At 68.5% G+C, this 17903-nt stretch carries 15 protein-coding genes and 1 pseudogene; 8 read left to right on the top strand and 8 right to left on the bottom strand.

Translation table 11 applies throughout. From position 1 onward, the window contains the following. Positions 1-46 precede the first annotated feature (46 nt). From NI1_RS17440 to NI1_RS17425, 4 genes are all read right to left on the bottom strand, one after another. Positions 47-2512: a GMC family oxidoreductase N-terminal domain-containing protein gene (locus NI1_RS17440; protein ID WP_067821442.1), complete on the bottom strand. Its 2466-nt coding sequence runs from the start codon at positions 2510-2512 to the stop codon at positions 47-49. 16 nt (positions 2513-2528) lie between these two features. Further along, a complete protein-coding gene (locus NI1_RS17435) occupies positions 2529-3542 on the bottom strand; it encodes a hypothetical protein (RefSeq protein WP_067821439.1) in 1014 nt (337 codons plus the stop codon). A 39-nt stretch (positions 3543-3581) separates the two neighbouring features. Next, a complete protein-coding gene (locus NI1_RS17430; RefSeq protein WP_067821436.1) occupies positions 3582-5072 on the bottom strand; it encodes an aldehyde dehydrogenase family protein in 1491 nt (496 codons plus the stop codon). 161 nt (positions 5073-5233) lie between these two features. Continuing rightward, positions 5234-5959, bottom strand: a complete 726-nt coding sequence (locus tag NI1_RS17425; RefSeq protein WP_067821433.1) for a FadR/GntR family transcriptional regulator — start codon at positions 5957-5959, stop codon at positions 5234-5236. Positions 5960-6115: 156 nt separating this feature from the next. Between NI1_RS17425 and NI1_RS17420 the strand changes: the two genes are divergently transcribed. After that, positions 6116-6730, top strand: a complete 615-nt coding sequence (locus NI1_RS17420; protein ID WP_067821430.1) for a hypothetical protein — start codon at positions 6116-6118, stop codon at positions 6728-6730. A gap of 89 nt (positions 6731-6819) precedes the next feature. Continuing rightward, positions 6820-7950 (top strand): glycosyltransferase, encoded by a 1131-nt coding sequence (locus tag NI1_RS17415; RefSeq protein WP_067822492.1) that lies wholly within the window; start codon positions 6820-6822, stop codon positions 7948-7950. Between the two features lie 34 nt (positions 7951-7984). Here the strand turns inward: NI1_RS17415 and NI1_RS17410 are convergent, their stop codons facing one another. After that, positions 7985-9100 carry a hypothetical protein gene (locus NI1_RS17410; protein WP_067821427.1) on the bottom strand — a complete coding sequence of 372 codons (1116 nt, stop codon included), beginning with the start codon at positions 9098-9100 and terminating at the stop codon, positions 7985-7987. A gap of 178 nt (positions 9101-9278) precedes the next feature. Here NI1_RS17410 and NI1_RS17405 point away from each other — a divergent pair, with 178 nt between their 5' ends. The 4 genes from NI1_RS17405 to ald all read left to right on the top strand — a co-directional run bounded on the left by NI1_RS17405 (position 9279) and on the right by ald (position 12406). Further along, positions 9279-10466, top strand: a complete 1188-nt coding sequence (locus tag NI1_RS17405; protein WP_067821424.1) for an inorganic phosphate transporter — start codon at positions 9279-9281, stop codon at positions 10464-10466. Positions 10467-10477: 11 nt separating this feature from the next. Continuing rightward, positions 10478-10771, top strand: coding sequence for a hypothetical protein (locus tag NI1_RS17400; protein ID WP_067821420.1), 294 nt, complete (start codon positions 10478-10480; stop codon positions 10769-10771). 81 nt (positions 10772-10852) lie between these two features. Further along, on the top strand, positions 10853-11164 hold the full coding sequence (locus NI1_RS17395; RefSeq protein ID WP_067821417.1) for a DUF3349 domain-containing protein: 312 nt from the start codon (positions 10853-10855) through the stop codon (positions 11162-11164). A 135-nt stretch (positions 11165-11299) separates the two neighbouring features. Continuing rightward, on the top strand, positions 11300-12406 hold the full coding sequence (gene ald / locus NI1_RS17390; RefSeq protein WP_067821414.1) for an alanine dehydrogenase: 1107 nt from the start codon (positions 11300-11302) through the stop codon (positions 12404-12406). Positions 12407-12427: 21 nt separating this feature from the next. On the opposite strand, the gene NI1_RS17385 is transcribed toward ald, so the two are convergent. Continuing rightward, positions 12428-12955: an Lrp/AsnC family transcriptional regulator gene (locus tag NI1_RS17385; protein ID WP_067821411.1), complete on the bottom strand. Its 528-nt coding sequence runs from the start codon at positions 12953-12955 to the stop codon at positions 12428-12430. A 348-nt stretch (positions 12956-13303) separates the two neighbouring features. Between NI1_RS17385 and NI1_RS17380 the strand changes: the two genes are divergently transcribed. After that, positions 13304-14260 (top strand): DMT family transporter, encoded by a 957-nt coding sequence (locus tag NI1_RS17380; RefSeq protein ID WP_174564503.1) that lies wholly within the window; start codon positions 13304-13306, stop codon positions 14258-14260. On the opposite strand, the gene NI1_RS17375 is transcribed toward NI1_RS17380, so the two are convergent. Further along, positions 14261-15691: a carotenoid oxygenase family protein gene (locus tag NI1_RS17375; protein WP_067821408.1), complete on the bottom strand. Its 1431-nt coding sequence runs from the start codon at positions 15689-15691 to the stop codon at positions 14261-14263. Positions 15692-15756: 65 nt separating this feature from the next. Between NI1_RS17375 and NI1_RS37210 the strand changes: the two are divergent. Continuing rightward, positions 15757-16320: pseudogene (locus NI1_RS37210) on the top strand (TetR/AcrR family transcriptional regulator); the annotation flags it as partial. 93 nt (positions 16321-16413) lie between these two features. Here the strand turns inward: NI1_RS37210 and NI1_RS17365 are convergent. Further along, entirely contained in the window at positions 16414-17847 is a 1434-nt protein-coding gene (locus NI1_RS17365) for an amino acid permease (protein WP_067821402.1), read from the bottom strand. Positions 17848-17903 lie beyond the last annotated feature (56 nt).

Here is a 17903-nt window from a genome sequence, read left to right as displayed (position 1 = left end):
CGTTGGCAGTGCGCCAGCCCGGAGTTGTAGCGGGAACGGTTGGCGGTCACCGCAATTCGGCGGCAATCGCATCGGCGGCGCGCAGGGCGAACGCCATGATGGTCACCTGCGGATTGACGCCCAGCGAGGTGGGGACCACCGAACCGTCGGCGATATACAGGCCGGTGGTGCCGAAGACGCGATGCTCGAAATCGACCACGGCGGTGCGGGCGTCGGCGCCCATGCGGGCGGTGCCCAGCGGATGCGGGCCCATCATGCGTAATTGCCGGGGATGCAAGGACATCTCGGCGACCGCGCGGGCGGCCGCGAGATCACGCACGGCGGGCAGTCCGGCGATCGGCAGCGCCACCGCCTGCGCGCCGCCGCGCAGGAACAGCTCGGCCAACCCCGCGCAGGCGTGCCGAAGGGAGGCTTGCACCTGCGGGGACAGGCTGTACCGCACCAGGGGTGCGCCGCCGGGACCGTGTCCGACGCTGCCGGTGCCGGTGTCGCGGACCATCGCACCGAACTGCTCGGTGTGGGTCCAGCGGTTCATCCATTCGCCGAGTTCGGCACCGTGGAAGGGCAGCATGGCGGCCGCGAATTGCGGTGGCACGGTGACGCCTTCGAAGGTGACCCGCGGATCCCCGAGCCCGCCGACGTGATAGCCCTGCGGAATACCGGTCCACGGGTCCCCCGCCGTCGGCATGATCGCGATCGCGCCCAGCGACGGATGCACCGACAGATTCCGGCCCAGAGCGGGCAGGGTGATCCCATTGCGGCGCAGCAACAACGGCGTCATGAGCGTGCCCGTGGCCACCACCACCGCCCGCGCCCGGATCTCCAGCATGCGCGGCGCACCGTGCGCGTCCTGCCCCTCGGCCAGCACCCCGATCGCGCGCCGCCCGTTCATCAGCACCCGCGTGACCCCCATGCCCGTGAACAACTGTGCCCCGCCCTTCAGCGCGCGCGGCACCCAGCTGACATTGGCGCTGCGCTTGGCATCGGTCGGGCAGCCGTACACGCACTGCCCCTGCCCATCGCAGCCGACGGCATTGCGCGGCAACGGTCCATGCGATTCCCCGAGCGCGTCCGCGCCCGCCCCGATGATGTCGGCGATGCGCCCCAGATGCTTGCGCTCGGCCGGCGCGATCCCCAGCTCGGCCGACACTTCGTCGAGGAATGCGCCGAAGCTCTCCGGAGCGAAGTCGGCGGGGAATCCGTTTGCCCGCCACTCGTGCAGCACCGCGTCCGGAGTGCGGAACGCCGTCCCCGAATTGATCGCGGTGGTCCCGCCCACGATCCGACCGGTACTGATGCCCAGCACGGTGTTGCCGACCGCGAGGTTGTATCCCCCGTCGCGCCAATACTTCCGCGTCCGATCGAGCAGCTCGCCCGCGAACTCCGCCCGGCCCGCGTAATCACCTTCCTCCACGATCACCACACCGAGCCCCTGTTCGGTCAGGCGCGCGGCCACCGCGCCGCCGCCCGCACCGGAACCGATGACCACGACATCGCAGTCGACCAGGTCCTGGCGCGAAAGCTGTCCGGGCGCGGACACATTGGCCATCCAGCCGGGCTGGACCGCGCCGATGCCGAGTCCGCGCTTCGTATCGGATCCACCGAGGTCGCTCCCCGCCCCGGTGCTAGCGCCCGGCCCGGCGGGGCTGCCGAGAGCTGCGGGGGCGGTGGTCGGCGCAGGGTATCGGGGTGCGCCGATCGCATCGAGGTAGCGGCGGTCACTGAAATGGGCGATGCGCAGCGGTGTTTCGACGGCGTCCAGGGCGTGGCGCAGTGCGCGGTTGCCGCGTGCCTCGGCGAGCAGTGCGCGCCGCGCCTCCGGGGAGAGGGCGGCCCAGCCCTTGCCGTGACGGGCGCGGGCGGCGGCTTCGAGGGAGCGCAGCGCCACGCGCAGTCCGGAGCGCATGAGCGGGGTCATCTCGGCGATGAGTGCTTCGGCGCGGTCGACGGTGGTCGCGTCCGCCGCGGGCACCGCGCCATCGGATGCGAAGAGCGTGACAGCCAGGGCGTGCAGGGTTGCGCGCTGACGGTCGCTGAACGCGGTCCCGGCCTTGCCCCCGTCGGGCAGGTCGGCGCGCAGCGACACCCACGGCTGGAACGAGCGCAGGAAACTCGGATAGTCGTTGGCGAAGAACTGCATTCGCCCGTGCGCCATCTCGCGGCCTTCACACCACAGGGTGGTGTCGAGGTTGGTGAGGCTGGCGTGCGTGCCGCGTCCCCAACGTACATCCTTGCGGCCGGTCAACCGCCAGGCGCGTTCATCGTCGTCGCGGAAGTCCAGTTCGTAGCTCATCGAGCGCTTGGTGACGGGCAACGCGATCAGCGTTCCGATCACGGCCGCGCCCTCCACCCACGGTGCGGCGCGCAGGGTTCCGGTGATGCGGGCCCGGCCATTGGTGACGAAGCCGAGCGCGCGCCCGGACTCGCAGCGCAGATCCATGGCCACGTGATGCGGGTGCCCGTCGGCGTCGTACAGTTCGCCGCTCATGGTTTCGAAGAAGGTCAAAGGCATAGCGGAGGTACTCCGTTCACACGATCGGGCGCACGGCGGGATGCGGTCGCGGGGTCAGGAATTCCAGTGCGCCCGCGTGCTCGCTGCGCAATCGGAAGGCATTGGCGTTGATCGGTTCGACATGCACCGACACCGTCGCGGTCTTGGAATTGAGGCAATAGCTGGTCGGCGCGGCCGGATTGCGATAGGCCAGGCACACCATGCGTTCCGGCGCACCGCTCATCCGCAAGGTGGCGGTCCCGTCGCGGCCGCGCATGCGCAGTGTCCAGTCGGGGAAATCCAGGCGTGGCTGCTGCCGCCACAGATCGAGGATCCGGTCGAAGCGGTACTCCTGGTCGCCGCGCCGGATCACCAGCATGGAAAGCAGCGGGGTGACGCGGCTGCCGATCCGAGTCCGGCCGGACGCACCCTCCAGCACGGCGAACGGTTCACCGCCGTTGGTATCGGTGAAAACGCAATGCCCCCAGGCGTATTCGGGACTGTGCGCAGTCCCCCAGTTGTGGCCCTGCATGCCGTGCCACCCATCGAGATTCCAGCGTTCACCAGCCCATTCCAGGTACCCGCTGACCGCCGCCACCGGAAACGGCGTGACCAGCTTGTTGCTCGGGAACTTCGCGTCGAGCAGCCGGTCGGTCGGCAACATCGACAGCGGCTCTCCGACGATCGGCGTCTTGGCGAACTCGAATCCCCATTCCACGCGCGCCGACTCGTCCGCCAGCACACCGCGCGAACTACCGCCGTCGGCATTCAACTGCAATCGCAGCGGTCCGACCGTGTGGTCCTGCCCCTTCTCGTCCGCGTCGAAAACCGCCGCCGACAAGGGAATATCGGCGCACCACGCCTTGACCCGATCCCCGTCGAACACACTGCACCAGGCTTGCGCGATCGCGGTCCCGTCCCGGGAGGTCAGGACGGTGGCCTTGATCCACAGAGCGCGTGGCGAATGCGGATCATTCGCGCGCACGAACCACGATTCGACATGGTCGCCGCCCGGGGTCAGGCGCGGATTGTTCTGTAGGAGAGCAGACATGGATTCGAGACCTCTGATTCGATGAGCCCGGCAGGGCGGTCAAAGCTTCGGCTGCCGGCTGAGCATGGTGAGCAGGCGGCGGCCGGCACGTTGCGCGCCGCCCACCAAACCGGCCGGGCCGGGTGCGGCGACCCCGGCGGCGAGTTCGCGGAACGCGTCCTCCAATTCGGGCCCGTAGGGATACCACCAGGGGCGTTTCGGTCCGAAGGCCGGTCCGCGCGGCGCGTCCACCACCTGCACCCAGCAGGCGTCGAGCAGCGCGTCCACGCCGTGCGAGCGGCCGAACCCGGAGCGCCCGATTCCGCCCCACGGCAGTTCGGGCGTCGAGTACAGCGTCGCGGCAACATCATTGATCGCCACCGAACCGGCACGCAGTCGCGCCGCCAGAGTGCGGGCGCGGGCCACATCGCCGGAGAACACGCTCGCGGTCAGCCCGTATTCGCTCGCATTATGGAGCTCGACCGCTCGGGCGTCGGTGTCGAACCTGGCCACCGCGACTACCGGCCCGAACGTCTCCTCGATCCACACCTCGGCCTCGGTCACCTGATCACCGCTGATCAGAGCGGACGTGATGTGCCGGTCCGCCAGTTGTTCACCGCCCTGCACGGTGAGCCCGGCTGCCCGCGCCGCCTCGAGATGCCGCTGCCAGACCCGGTGCTGCCGTTCGTCGATGGCCGGCGCGAGATCGGTGCGAACGTCGATTCGCCGCAGCTTGTCCGCGAGCCGCGCCAGGAACGGCTCATACAGCTCGGTGTGCACGAGCACCCGCTCGATCGAGCAACACGCTTGTCCCCCATTGAAATTCGCGCCCCACGCGACCGCCGAGGTGGTGAATTCCAGGTCGGCGTCCTCGAGCACGATCGCCGCGTCCACACCGCCCAGTTCCAGCCCGACCGGAATCGGGAACGCCGCCGCCGCGGCCATCACCTTGCGGCCGGTGGCCAGCGACCCGGTGAACAGCACCTTGTCCGGCCCCGCCGAAATCAATTCCGCGCCCAGCGTCCCATCGCCGAGCGCGAGCTGGAGCACCCCGTCCGGCAGGCCCGCCTCGGCGAACAGCTCCACCAGCACCTCGCCCACTCGCGGCGTGAGCTCGGAAGGCTTGAGCACCACCGAATTCCCGGCCAGCAGCGCGGGCAGTACCTGGCTGAACGGAATCAGAAACGGCAGATTCCACGGCGCGATCGCCACCACCACCCCGTAAGGCCGATGCAGCCGAACGGTTTTGCGATGCGGCGCGGTCAACGAGCTGATCCGCGCCGGACCGAGCGTCGCCACCGCCGCCCCCAGATGCCGGCGAGCCAGAGCGATCCCCGGCACCACCTCGTGCGCCAGCGCCTCGGCCCGCGGCTTCCCGTTCTCGGCCACGATCACATCCGCGATCCGATCCAGATTCCGCAGCAAAACCCGCGGCAGCCGCCCGAGCATCGCCACCCGCTCCTCGACCTCGAGCGCACCCCACCCCGTCTGCGCCGCCCGCGCCCGCTCGACCAGCACCGTCCCCGATCGCACCTCATGCAGTGCCGTCATGCCCAACCGCCTCGTCAAAACGCCCTTGTTGGCCCGGTGGCCAAGTGGTCAGACCAATATAGTCACAAGGCGGCACTTGGCAACAGCGCAATCCAGCCGACTTTCAGAACCCGCTCTCGACCTCGCCGAACCCGGGCGCGACCGCGAACCGGGCGGCCTGCTCAGCCTTCGTTCGCACCGATCCGGCGTACGAAGGCATCGAATTCGGCCGACGCGAGCGCCAGCAGGTCCGCCGCCGTCTCCCGAGCCGCCGCACCGTCACCGGCCAGCACGGCCGCCGCGACCTTCCGGTAGGCATCGATTCGCCCCACCTCGGGCGCCATCAACCCCGCGAGCGCCTCGATCGCCGGCTCGTACACCGCCCGCAGATCGTTGTAGAGCAGCCGGAAAACAATCGAATCCGCCCCGTCCACCAGCACATCCCAGAACGCCACCGCCGCCAGCTGCTGCCCCACCGGATCCCGTTGCCCCCCAAGCGCATCCAGCGATCCGTCCAAAGCCTCCGCCAGCCCGGCCCCCGCCCGCTCCGCCGCCAGCCCCGCCACTTCCCGCCCCAGCACCCGCCGCGTCTCGAGAATCGACCCGATCACCCCCCGATCGATCTCCCCCTTCCGCACCAGCAACCGCGGCAACACATCCATCCCCGCATGCCTGCGGTAATCCCGCACCGTCGTAGACCCACCTTGCCGCACCTCCACCAACCCCGAATGCGCCAACCGCTGCAACGCCTCCCGCACCGTAGGCCGCGAAACCCCCAGCGCCTCGGCCAGCTGACGTTCGGCCGGCAACGCCGCCCCCGGCGCCAGCTCCCCGTCCAGCACCTCCCCCATCAACTGCTCGAACACGGTGTCGGGCACCGTCCGCCGATCGATCCGCTTGAACGCCATGCCCCGACGCTACCCGCCGCACAGGTCAAGCGGCCAGACCAGTGCCGACGCCACCGAAAATCCGGTTCCGTACGCCGGGTTCGTCCTGGCAAGGTCTTCCGTATTGGTGTCTGGACCGACCAATTCATCGCCCCCTATGAGGCGTTCCTGCCGGAGGTGTCGGAATTCGCGAAAATGGCGGCGAGCCTGATCCGGTACGGCGTGGCATGCGGGCCGTGGACGCTGGTCGCCGGAGAGCTGTCCGCCAATGCCGAACTTCCGTATATCGGGATTCTCGGCGGCATTCGCTGGAACATTCGCGACGGTTCGCTGACCGTGGGCGACACGCGGGCCACTGATATGGCCGAAAGCGCCGAATGGTGCGACGAACAGCCCGCACCCTGGGGAGATGTCCGGGAATCGGGCCGGGTACTCGCCAGTGGGACCGATCCGGCGGAGATCGCCCCCGCGCTGGCCGCCGCCCCGTATGGCCGCGAGGACATCGCCATCATCTTCGACCGGCTCGATTTCACCAATGCCGAAGTGCTGAACTATTTCCGGCGGGAGGACTGTCGAATCCTGCTGACCTGCTTCGCACTTGCCCGCCCGCAGTATCGGCCCGTCTGCGCCGATTCTCGCGCGGATCCGGACAACGGCCCGGTGCATCCGGTGCAGGTGTTCATGTCGGTTGGCTACAAGCTCGGCAACTACGGCTATCCGTGTCCACCGATCGCCGATGCGATGGCGCGGACACTCGGACCCGGCCTGGTGATCGGCCAGACGACCGGCTGATTCGGCGCTCTGGTTCTTCGCTCGGTGTTCACGCGCAGTTCGGCCGGCGGGTGCCGTCGGTAACCCGCGCGACTGCGACGATCGGCGGCGTGCGCATCGTTCAGCTGGCTAATTTCTATGGTCCGCGCTCCGGGGGGCTGCGCACCGCACTGCATCATCTGGGGAGCGGGTATGTGGCGGCGGGGCATGAAGTGGTGTTGATCGTGCCCGGGGCCGGGCGGGAGGAGGAGGTGCTGGGGTCGGGGGTGGTGCGGATTACGGTGCCCGCGCCGGCGATTCCGTGGACCGGGGGGTATCGGGCGGCGCATCCACGGCGGGTGGCCGATGTGCTGGCCGGGTTGCGGCCCGATGCGCTGGAAGTGTCGGATCGGTTGACGTTGCGGGGGTTCGGGCGGTGGGCGCGGCGGCGGGATGTGGCGAGTGTGATGATCTCGCACGAGCGGCTGGATCGGTTGATCGGGCAGGTGCTGCCGGGGCCGGCTGCTCGCCGGGCCGCGGACGCGGCCAATCGGCGGACCGCGCGCAATTACGACATCGTGGTTTGCACAACGCAATTCGCGCGGGAGGAGTTCGAGCGGATCGACGTACCGAATGTGGAGTTGGTGCCGTTGGGGGTGGACTTGGAGATGTTCACGCCGGCTCGGCACGACCGGGCGTTGCGCGATGATCTCGCCGCCGCCGAATTCCCGCTGCTGGTGCACTGTGGCCGGTTGTCGGTGGAGAAGCGGGTCGATCGCAGTATCGAGGCGGTGGGGGAATTGCGGCGGGCGGGGGTCGGTGCGCGGCTGGTGGTGGCCGGGGACGGGCCGCGCCGGGAAGCGCTCGAACGCCGGGCCCGGACCATTCCGCCGTTGCGGGACGGGCAGCCCGCGGTGCATTTCGCCGGATTCATCGACGACAGAACGCGGTTGGCGACGCTGCTGGCCACCGCGGACATCTCCTTGGCGCCGGGGCCGCACGAAACCTTCGGACTGGCCGCGTTGGAGGCCCTTGCCGCCGGGACGCCGGTGGTCGCCAGCCGCTCCTCCGCGCTCGCGGATATCGTCACCGCCGACTGCGGCGCGGTGGCCGCGGACGATCCGGGGGCATTCGCCGACGCGGTCACCGATGTGCTGGCCAAACCGCCGGGGCAGCGCCGCCGGGCCGCCCGCCACCGGGCCGAACAATTCACCTGGCCCGCCGCGGTTTCCGGCATGCTGGACCTACTGGGCTCGGTCTGACCGGTTCGATGCGAGTCCCGTGCGACCCGCCCGGTCAATCCCGCGAGGCGTCGGGCGTCCACGGAATATAGACGCGCCCTTCGGATTCGGCCGCGGCCTGGGCCGAGTGCAGCTGGTAGGGGGTGATCCCGCCCGGCTGCCACGGCCCGACCGAGCCCGCCGCCACCGCGACCGCGTCCTTGGGCACCAGCCCGATCTCGTTGCGCACCACGGTGATCGGCCGATCGGCCAGGCCGAACCAGTCCAGGTCCAGGAAGTCGTGACTGCCCTTGGTGAGCGCGCCCCGGCGCATCGCATCACCCAACCGGCATGCCATCCCGCTGGTGCTCAAATGCCCTTCGTCGGCCTCGAACAACCCCGCCCCCGCCCGCAGATACCCGGTCTCGAACAGCGAGATCACCATGGCCAGCAGTGAGAACGCCCGCGGATCGTCATTGGCGCGCGCCATGAACGCGAACACCTCGATCTCGTTCTCCAACGTGGTCCCGTACCCCGCCAGCACATGCACCCAATCGTGCTGGGCCAGCAGCGGCGGCGCGGATCCCGGCTTGCCCGGTGTCACGAACCCGCGATCGCGATAGAAGTCGGCCACCCCGCGCCCCAGCGTCCCGACCGGCAGTTCCCACAGCTCGGCCCACCGCTCCGCCAGCTGCGGATCGTCGACCACCGCACTCCACGAACTGTCCAGCCCACCGGTGTGCAAGGCGTGCAATCGATCCGCGTCCACCCCGCCCAGGTATCCGTTGCGCGAGAAGTCCACGGCCGCCAGGTCCACCGCGCCTTCGGCGTACTTCTGCGCCACCGCGATCATGTCGTCGTCCACGCGCAGCGCATCGGCGAACGCCCGCAACCGATTCGCCACCGTCTCCGGCAGCGGCCGCACCACCAGCGCCGACAGCAGCATGGTCTGCACGATCCGCTCTCGGAAGATCCGGTTCCGGCGCGCCAGCCCCTCCGCGAATTGCGCCGGGTCCACCGGCGCGAGTTCCGCCAGCTCCACCGTGTGCCCGGTCATCGACTGGAACAACGCCGGAATCAGCAACTCCTGCAACGGCGTCAGCCCCGCCTCTCCGCGCGCCGCCGACACCACCCCGCTCGCCAGCAATCGCACCTCGTCCGCATCCGGCGGCGTCAGCAGTACCTCATCCATCAATACCCTCCACAATCGGATCGAATACCGTCATTCTCGGCCCGGAACCCGCACCGCGCGTGCCCGGTTCACTCACGGCGTACCGTCGCGCCCACGACCTGGGAACCGGCGGCTGAACATCGGGTGAACAGCTGCCCCCGGCGGTTTCGGCGGACGCTTTCGAACCGACACTGAAACCGTGAGCGCTGAGCTGATCGTGCTTCTGATCGTCGTAATCACCGCGCTGGCTTTCGATTTCACCAACGGCTTCCACGACACCGCCAATGCGATGGCCACCTCCATCACCACCGGTGCGCTGCGCCCCCGGGTGGCCGTGGCCCTGTCGGCCGTGCTGAATCTGCTGGGGGCGTTCCTGTCGGTCGAGGTCGCCAAGACCGTGGCGGGCGGGCTGCTGAACATCGGCGGCGTGCACCATATGGCCCTGCTGCACATCGTGTTCGCCGGGCTGGTGGGCGGGATTCTGTGGAATCTGTTCACCTGGCTGTTCGGTATCCCGTCCAGTTCCTCGCACGCCCTGTTCGGCGGGTTGATCGGGGCGGCGCTGGCCGCGCTGGGCACCAGCGGGGTGATCTGGAGCGGCGACGCCAAGACCGGTGTACTCAACAAGATCATCGTTCCGGCGGTGCTGGCGCCGTTCGTGGCCGCACTGGTCGCGGCGCTGGGCACCTATCTGGTGTACCGGCTGACCCGCGGTGCCGAGCCGGGTCGGGTGCGCACCGGATTCCGTTGGGGGCAGATCGGTTCGGCGTCGCTGGTCTCGCTCGCGCACGGTACCAACGACGCGCAGAAGACCATGGGCGTGATCTTCATGGCCTTGGTCGCGCACGGCACGTTCGGCTCCGGTGACGATATCCCGCTGTGGGTGAAGGTGGCCTGCGCGGTCGCCATCGCGGCGGGCACCTACCTGGGTGGCTGGCGGATCATCCGGACCCTGGGCAAGGGTCTGGTGGAGATCGATTCCCCGCAGGGCTTCGCCGCCGAAACCTCGTCCGCCGCCATCATTCTCACCTCCGCGCAGTTCGGGCTGCCGCTCTCGACCACCCAGACCGCGACCGGTTCGATCCTCGGCACCGGACTGGGCAAGCCGGGTGCGGAGGTGCGCTGGGGCGTGCTGGGCCGGATGGCGGTGGCCTGGGTGCTGACCCTGCCGCTGGCCGGTCTGGTCGGCGCGCTGTGCTGGTGGGTCGCGGACCTGGCGGGCGGATTGAGCGGCGTGCTCATCGATCTGAGCGTGCTGATCGCCGCCACGACCTACATGTACCTGCATTCACGCCGCAACCGGGTGGACACCACCAACGTGAACGAGGACTGGGCGGACGGGCTGGCCCCGCCGTCGGCCCGCGAGCCCGCCGAGGCAGCGCACTGAGGAGGCTGATCGTGCACACCTTCACCACCATCGCGAAATCCCTCGGCGAGGTGACCGCCATCGCCATCGTCCTGGGCGCGGGCGTGCCCCTGATCTTCGGCCTCGGAGTGCGCCTGTGGGCGCTGGAACCGGTCACCGCGCACGGCCCGGCGCAGTCTCGCGGCACACTCGAACGCACCGTCGCCTATCTGTGCTTCGCCCTCGTGGCTGTAGTGGTAGCGGCCGGAATACTGTTCATCGCAAGGGATTTCATCAGCCACACCTTCGATGTCCAGATTTTCGGCGCCAAACCCCGGAAGAAGTGATCCGTGACCACCCACCGGTCGATCCCGATCGCCGCGCCGGCCCGCCCCGGCGACCTCTGAAATCGGCGTCGCGGCAACGGAATGGGGCTGTCCGAACTGCTCGCCAAGATCGTGGAATGGTTGCGTGCCGGATATCCGCAGGGTGTGCCGGATGCCGATTATGTGCCCCTGGTGGCGTTGCTGGCTCGCCGCTTGTCCGAAGCCGAGATCCAGGCGGTGGCCGAAGCGCTGGTGCGGCAAGGGGCCTGGCCTGCCGACAAGGTCGATGTGGGCGTGCTCATCACCAGGCTCACCGATGCGATGCCGCGCGAAGCGGATCTGACGCGTGTGCGTGAGCATTTGCGCGGTGGTGGCTGGCCGATCGACGACGGCTGGGGATCGCCCGAGGTCTAGCCGAAGCCGAAGATGCTTCGACACACCTGGACGGACAGCACGTTGTTTCGGTGATATGAACGATCAGAACGCCAATTCAAGAATCATCTTCAGGTATCTGGAGTAGATCTCGCAGAATATTCATACTTCCATGTCATGAGGATCGGAATCCCCCGCGAAGTCAAGAACCACGAATACCGCGTGGCCTGCACGCCCGCCGGTGTCCACGAACTGGTCTCCCGTGGCCACGAGGTGTACATCGAAGCCGGTGCGGGCGCGGGCTCCGCGTTCGACGACGACTCCTACCGCGTCGCCGGCGCACAGGTACTCGACACCGCCGACGAGGTCTGGGCCACCGCCGGCCTGGTGCTGAAGGTGAAAGAACCGGTAGCCGAGGAGTATTCGCGGCTGCGCGCCGGACAGGTGCTCTTCACCTACCTGCACCTGGCCGCCTCCAAGGAGTGCACCGACGCCCTGCTCGCCTCCGGCACCACTGCAATCGCCTACGAAACCGTCACCGCGCGTGACGGATCGCTGCCACTGCTGGCTCCCATGAGCGAGGTCGCGGGCCGGCTGGCTCCCCAGGCCGGCGCCTACAACCTGATGCGGCACGGCGGTGGTCGCGGCGTCCTGATGGGCGGCGTCCCCGGCGTGCGCCCCGCCCAGGTCACCGTGATCGGTGCGGGCGTGGCGGGCCGCAATGCCATCGCCGTCGCGCACGGCATGCACGCCGAAGTCACCGTCCTGGACGTGAACATCGCCCGCCTGCGCGAGATTGACGACCTGTACCACGGCCGGGTGCGCACCATCATGTCCAACCGCCTCGAGGTGGAGAACCTGGTGCGCTCCTCCGACCTGGTGATCGGCGCGGTCCTGATCCCCGGCGCCAAGGCCCCCACTCTGGTCTCCAATGACCTTGTCGCCCAGATGAAACCGGGCTCGGTCCTGGTCGATATCGCCATCGACCAGGGCGGCTGCTTCGCCGATTCGCGCCCCACCACCCACGCCGACCCCACCTACCGAGTCCACGACTCGATCTTCTACTGCGTAGCGAACATGCCCGGCGCGGTCCCCAACACCTCCACCATCGCCCTCACCAACGCCACCCTCCCCTACGTCACCGCCCTGGCCGACCACGGCTGGCGCGCCGCCACCGCCGCCGACCCCGGCCTGGCCGCCGGCCTCAGCACCCACGACGGCCTCCTGCTCACCGAATCCGTAGCCGCCGCACACGGATACACCCCCCACACCCTGGCTGCCTGACCTCGACGGGGCGGCCGCCCGCTACGACAGATCCGGCCGCCCCCCGGGCCGCACATGCTCGAAAATCAAGATCGTCTCCGTCGAGGCCACCGCCGGATGCGCACTCAAATTATCGAGCACGAACCCCCGCAGCTCCCCCGAGCTCCCGGTAGCCACATGAATCAAGTAATCATCCGCCCCCGCAATGAAATACACGTTCTCCACCTCCGGCAACTCCGCCACCTGAGCGCCGAACGCCGCCAGCGCCCCCCGCGCCTCCGCATGCAACCGCACCGCGATCATCGCCTCCAGATCCCGCCCCAGCGCAGCCGGATCGATATCCGCATGAAACCCCCGAATCACCCCCCGCTCCACCAACGACCGCACCCGCCCCAAACAAGTCGACGGCGCAATCCCCGCCGCCTCCGCCAACGCCTGGTTGGTCATCCGCCCATCCCGAGCCAGCTGATCCAGCAAAACCCGGTCGATCTCGTCCAGCACCGGCCGAGCCGGGACTGGCGGCCGTCCGGAAGTCGATGAGCGTGCCGGAATCGAAGGAACCTTGTGCATTACTGCACGCTACCGAAGAAACTTCACCCAGGATCCCGCTCGGTTAGATTTTCTGCGTCGATGATGGCAACCTACGACACCTGCGACCGGCGTCGTTCGGGCCGTGACTCTGCCAGACGACGGCCCCGCCGGCGGATTCTTCCGCGGCGGCCATCCTCTGCCCTGGTGACCGTCGCGCCCGTCGCTGCCGGTGCACGGGTAGGCTGCCCGTGTGGGTACCTACTGGCACGCTGTCACTCCGCCGCCTGTCGCCTGATCGGGCGCATCGGCTGACTCTCGTTTCACGCTCCTGCTGATCCATTCCGGACGGCACGGACTTCGTCGTGCGCCCGTTTCGACTCCTTCCCAATGGAATTCGATACGGAGTGGACGACTGTGCCTATCAGCACTTCAACTCGCATCTCATCGCCCGCGCGCGGGTACGCGTGGAACGGGCCGATTCCGATCCTGGCCGCCGCGGCGTTGTGGGGCAGCACCGGGACCGCTGCCTCGTTCGCGCCGTCGGGAACATCCGCTGCCGCAATCGGTTCGGCGGGGCTGCTGCTCGGCGGGGCATTGCTGTTCGCCACCACTCGACGTGGGGCGGCGCGAACTCGATCGGTCCGCCGCGCCGGGGATCGTTGGCTTTTTGTCCTGGGCGCGGTTGCCGTGGCCGGATATCCGGTGACCTTCTATCCCGCTGTGGCTCGGACCGGCGTGGCGATGGCGACGGTCATCGCGCTCGGCAGTGCGCCGGTGTTCGCGGGACTGCTTGCATGGTTTACCGGACAGGGGCGTCCGGCCGCGCGATGGGCGGCGGCCACCCTGCTCGCGGTAAGCGGCTGTGCGGTAATGGTTTTGGGGCCTGTGCTCGGTGGAAAGGGGCAGGAGATAGACCTGTTCGGCGTCGGGCTGGCGGCGTGCGGTGGGCTCACCTATGCGATCTATTCGATGCTCGGCGGGCGGTTGATCGCGCGCGGGCACGATTCGGGTGCGGTGATGGGGGTGATGTTCGGCGGGGCGGCGGTGCTGGTGCTGCCGGTCGTGCTGGGCAGCGGAATGCATTGGCTGGCAAGCCCGCGCGGGGCGGCCGTGGCCCTGCATCTGGCGGTGTTCACGACCTTCCTGGCCTACCGGCTCTTCGGTTACGGGCTGCGGCACACCACCGTCACCACGGCGACGACGCTGACGTTGGCCGAACCGGCGGTGGCGGCACTGCTCGGGGTCACCGTCGTGGGTGAACGGTTGCCGCTGGTGTCGTGGTGCGGGATGGGTGTGCTCGCGGTGAGTCTGCTGCTGCTCGCCCGGCCCGCCCGCACCGAGTGACTATGTCTCCGGAATCCAGTTGCCGTGGAAGCCCTGTGGGACCCGGTGCGGGAGCTGGATACTGGCGATGGAATCGAGGGTCTCGGCGTCGAGGATGGCGAGTTCGCTGCGATCGGTGGGTGCGTCGTAGACGAAGCCCATGAGCACGCCCTCGTCCTCGGCGGCGTCGGGGCTCGCGGATTGGAAGACGAACTCGCCCAGGGCTTTACCCGCGCCGAAGGAACGGGTGAAGGTCTTGCCGTTCACCAGATCGTGTTTGAGCAGGGTCGATTCGCCGCTCAGGCCCTCGCCGACCGCTGGGGCGTACCCGAACCGGTGCCGTTTGCCGGTCAGGCGTTCGTCGATGCGCGGGAACTCCTGGGCGCGGTCGTCGAAGCGGCTCTGGCTCACCGTGCCGGCCGCCGGGTCCACCTCCCAGCGGTCCAGGGTCGGCGCGCCGTCGTCGGGCCCGGTCCGGTTGGTGTCGAACATCTTCGGATACCGCACCACATCCAGCACGATGGTGTCGCCGTCGTCGTAGGCGTTCATCGGATGGAAGACATAGCAGGGCTCGATCTCGAACCAGCGCACCGATTCCGCCGTTCCCTCGCGCGGCATGACCCCGATCCGGGCGGGATAGCGCGGATTCCAGCTGTAGGGCAGGCGCCGGTTCGCGGACGGCGTCTTCGGGCGCGGCGGGCTCGGAATCGGGATGCGGCCGATCATGGCCGAGAGCAGCAGCCGGGCCGGCAGCCGAAGCCAGCGCGGGACGATCATCTCCGCCACCTGCCCGGTGTCGAAGGTGACCGGCAGGTCGTAGAAGACGACATGGTTCTCGGTGAGCGAGAAGTCGTGCATCATCGGCGATCCGGTGACCGGGATGTCGAGGGTGCGACGGGCCCGCCCGTCGACGCCGATCACCGAGTACTGCACGGTCCCGGGCTTCATGAACGTGTACGAAACCGCGTGCAGCTCACCGGTATCGGGGTCGCGCTTGGGGTGGGCGGTGTAGCCGCCGCCGAGGGTGCCGTCGAAATCGCAGATGCCGACGGTGTCGAGTTCGCCGGAGAGTTCGAAGTTGGCCGCGCCCGCCTCCATCAGGGCGAAGAAGCGTCCGGCATGGCCGATGACATTGGTGTTGGATCCCATGCCCGCCAACGGATTCGAGGTGAAGCGCATCGGTTCGCCGAGCCGCTGCGAGGTGCTCGGCCCGCGCACATAGCGATTGCGATACCACTCGGCGCGCCCGTCCCGCAGCCGGATCCCGTGCACCATCCCGTCACCCATGAACCAGTGGTAGAGCGCGGGATCCACCTCCCCGATGGGATTGGGCCCATTGCGCAGATAGCGCCCGTCCAGATGCTCCGGAATGCGCCCGGTGACAGGCAGTTCGGTCAGCGTGTACTCGTGCTCGATCGGGGCGAAGGCGCCGTTCAGATAGCGATTGCCCATGGGAGACCTCCAAATGAATAACAGCGTTATGTGTCTTAGAATAACGCTGTTATGGAGGTGATTCAATGACGAGTTCCCGCTCCCGCCAACCGAATCGGCGCGGCAACCCCGCCCTGCGCACCGAATTGGTCGAGGCCGCGATCGGGCTGCTCGAGACCGACGGGGCCGAAGCGTTGCAGACCCGGCGGGTAGCGGCGGCGGCCGGCGTCTCGACGATGGCGGTCTATACGCACTTCGGCAGCATGAACGACCTGCTGGTCGCGGTGATCACCGAGGCGTTCGCCCGCTTCGGCGCCGCGCTGACCGCCGTCCCCGCCACCGATGACCCCGTCGCGGACTTCTTTGCCCTCGGCGCCGCCTACCGCGCCTACGCCCTGGCCAACCCGCAGCGCTACCGCCTGATGTTCGGTCTCACCGCTCCGGCCGTCGGCGGCCCCCAATTCGTCTGCGATTTCACCGAATCCATGCCCCCCGACGCCATCGGCGCCGAAACCTTCGAACCCGCGGTCACCGCCGCCGAACGCATGATCACCGGCGGCCACCTGCGCCCCGACCCGCCCCGCCAGGTCGCCGCCCGGCTCTGGGCGCTGCTGCACGGCACCGTCCTGCTGGAGCTGGCCGGCAACCTGGGCGCCGAAGGCCGCAGCGTGACAACGGTTCTCGGCCCGGCCACGGTCGACATCCTGGTGGGGATGGGCGCCGACCGGGAACGGACCGAACGCTCAGCTCTGCTCGAGGGCCACCGGACCACCGCGTTCCAGCCGCGAGTGCATGCGGGAGTAGCCGAAGTAGATGACCAGGCCGATGACCAGCCAGCCGGCGAAGCGGACCCAGGTCTCCCACGGTAGCGACCAGATCAGGTACACCGAGAAGCCGATGCCGATGATCGGCACCACCGGCATCAGCGGCAACCGGAATTCGCGCGGCTCGTCGGGGCGGGTGTAGCGCAGCACGATCACCGACACGCTCACCACGATGAACGCCATCAGGATGCCGATATTGGTCAGTTCGGCAACGGTATTGATCGGCAGTACCCCGGCCAGGATCGCCGAGCCGAAACCGACGATCCAGGTCACACGGGTCGGCACCTTGCGTGTCGGATGGGTCTTGGCGAACCATTCCGGCAGCAGCCCGTCGCGGCTCATGGCGTACCAGACGCGGGTCACGCCCAGCATGAACGTCAGCACCACGGTGATGATGCCGACGATCGCCCCGACCGCGATCACATTCGCGATCCCCGGCATCCCGACCGATTTGAACGCCGTGGAGAACCCGCTGGTCGGGCTGATCTCGGTGTACTTCTGCATACCGGTCAGCACCAGCGTCGCCGCCACGTACAACACCATCGCGATGGCCAGCGAATACAGAATCGCCTTGGGCAGTTGCTTTTTCGCCTCGGTCGATTCCTCGGCCGCGGTGCTCATGGCGTCGTAGCCGAACACCGCGAAGAACACCGTCGCCGCACCCGTCCACACCGCGCCGGTGCCGTAGGGGAAGTACGGGCTGTAGTTCGCGCTGTCGATCTGGAACACGCCCAGCCCGATGATCAGCAGCACCAGCGCCACCTTGATCAGCACGAACACCGTTTCGAACCGGCCCACGCTGCGGATCCCGCGTGAGAGCACCCACGCGGTGCCCAGGCAGAACAGCATGGCGAACACATCCACCACATGCCCGTCACCGGTCCCGGACGCGCCGAGCATCCAGTCCGGCAGGGTGATTCCGATCTGATCGAGCAGGAAGTTGAAGTACCCGGAGACGCCGATGGCGACCACCGCCGCCACCGCCACGTACTCGAGCAGCAGATCCCAGCCGATGAACCACCCGGCCAGCTCCCCCAGCGACACATAGCCGTAGGTGTAGGCCGACCCGGCCTTGGGCACCATGCCCGCGAACTCGGCGTAGCACAGGGCCGCGCACGCACTGGCGACGCCGGCGATCAGGAACGAGATGAGCACCGCCGGCCCGGCGGTCTTGTTCGCCACCGATCCGGCGAGGGAGAAGATGCCCGCGCCGATGATGCCACCGACCCCGATGGCCGTCAGCTGCCACAGGCCCAGGTGTCTGGACAGCCGCTCATCGGCGGGGGTGTCGTCATCGAGGTCCGTAATCGGTTTGCGGCGCAAGATCTGGCCGCGCAACTCCGCAAGGGACATGCGGGATCCTTTCCTTCCGCTGCGCCCCGCGCCGATGCGGGTAACGCAGGTCACAC

Origin of the sequence: Nocardia inohanensis NBRC 100128, from assembly GCF_001612945.1 — a bacterium.
GTDB classification, from domain to species: Bacteria; Actinomycetota; Actinomycetes; order Mycobacteriales; family Mycobacteriaceae; genus Nocardia; species Nocardia inohanensis.
This window is presented reverse-complemented; position numbering and strand designations above follow the sequence as displayed.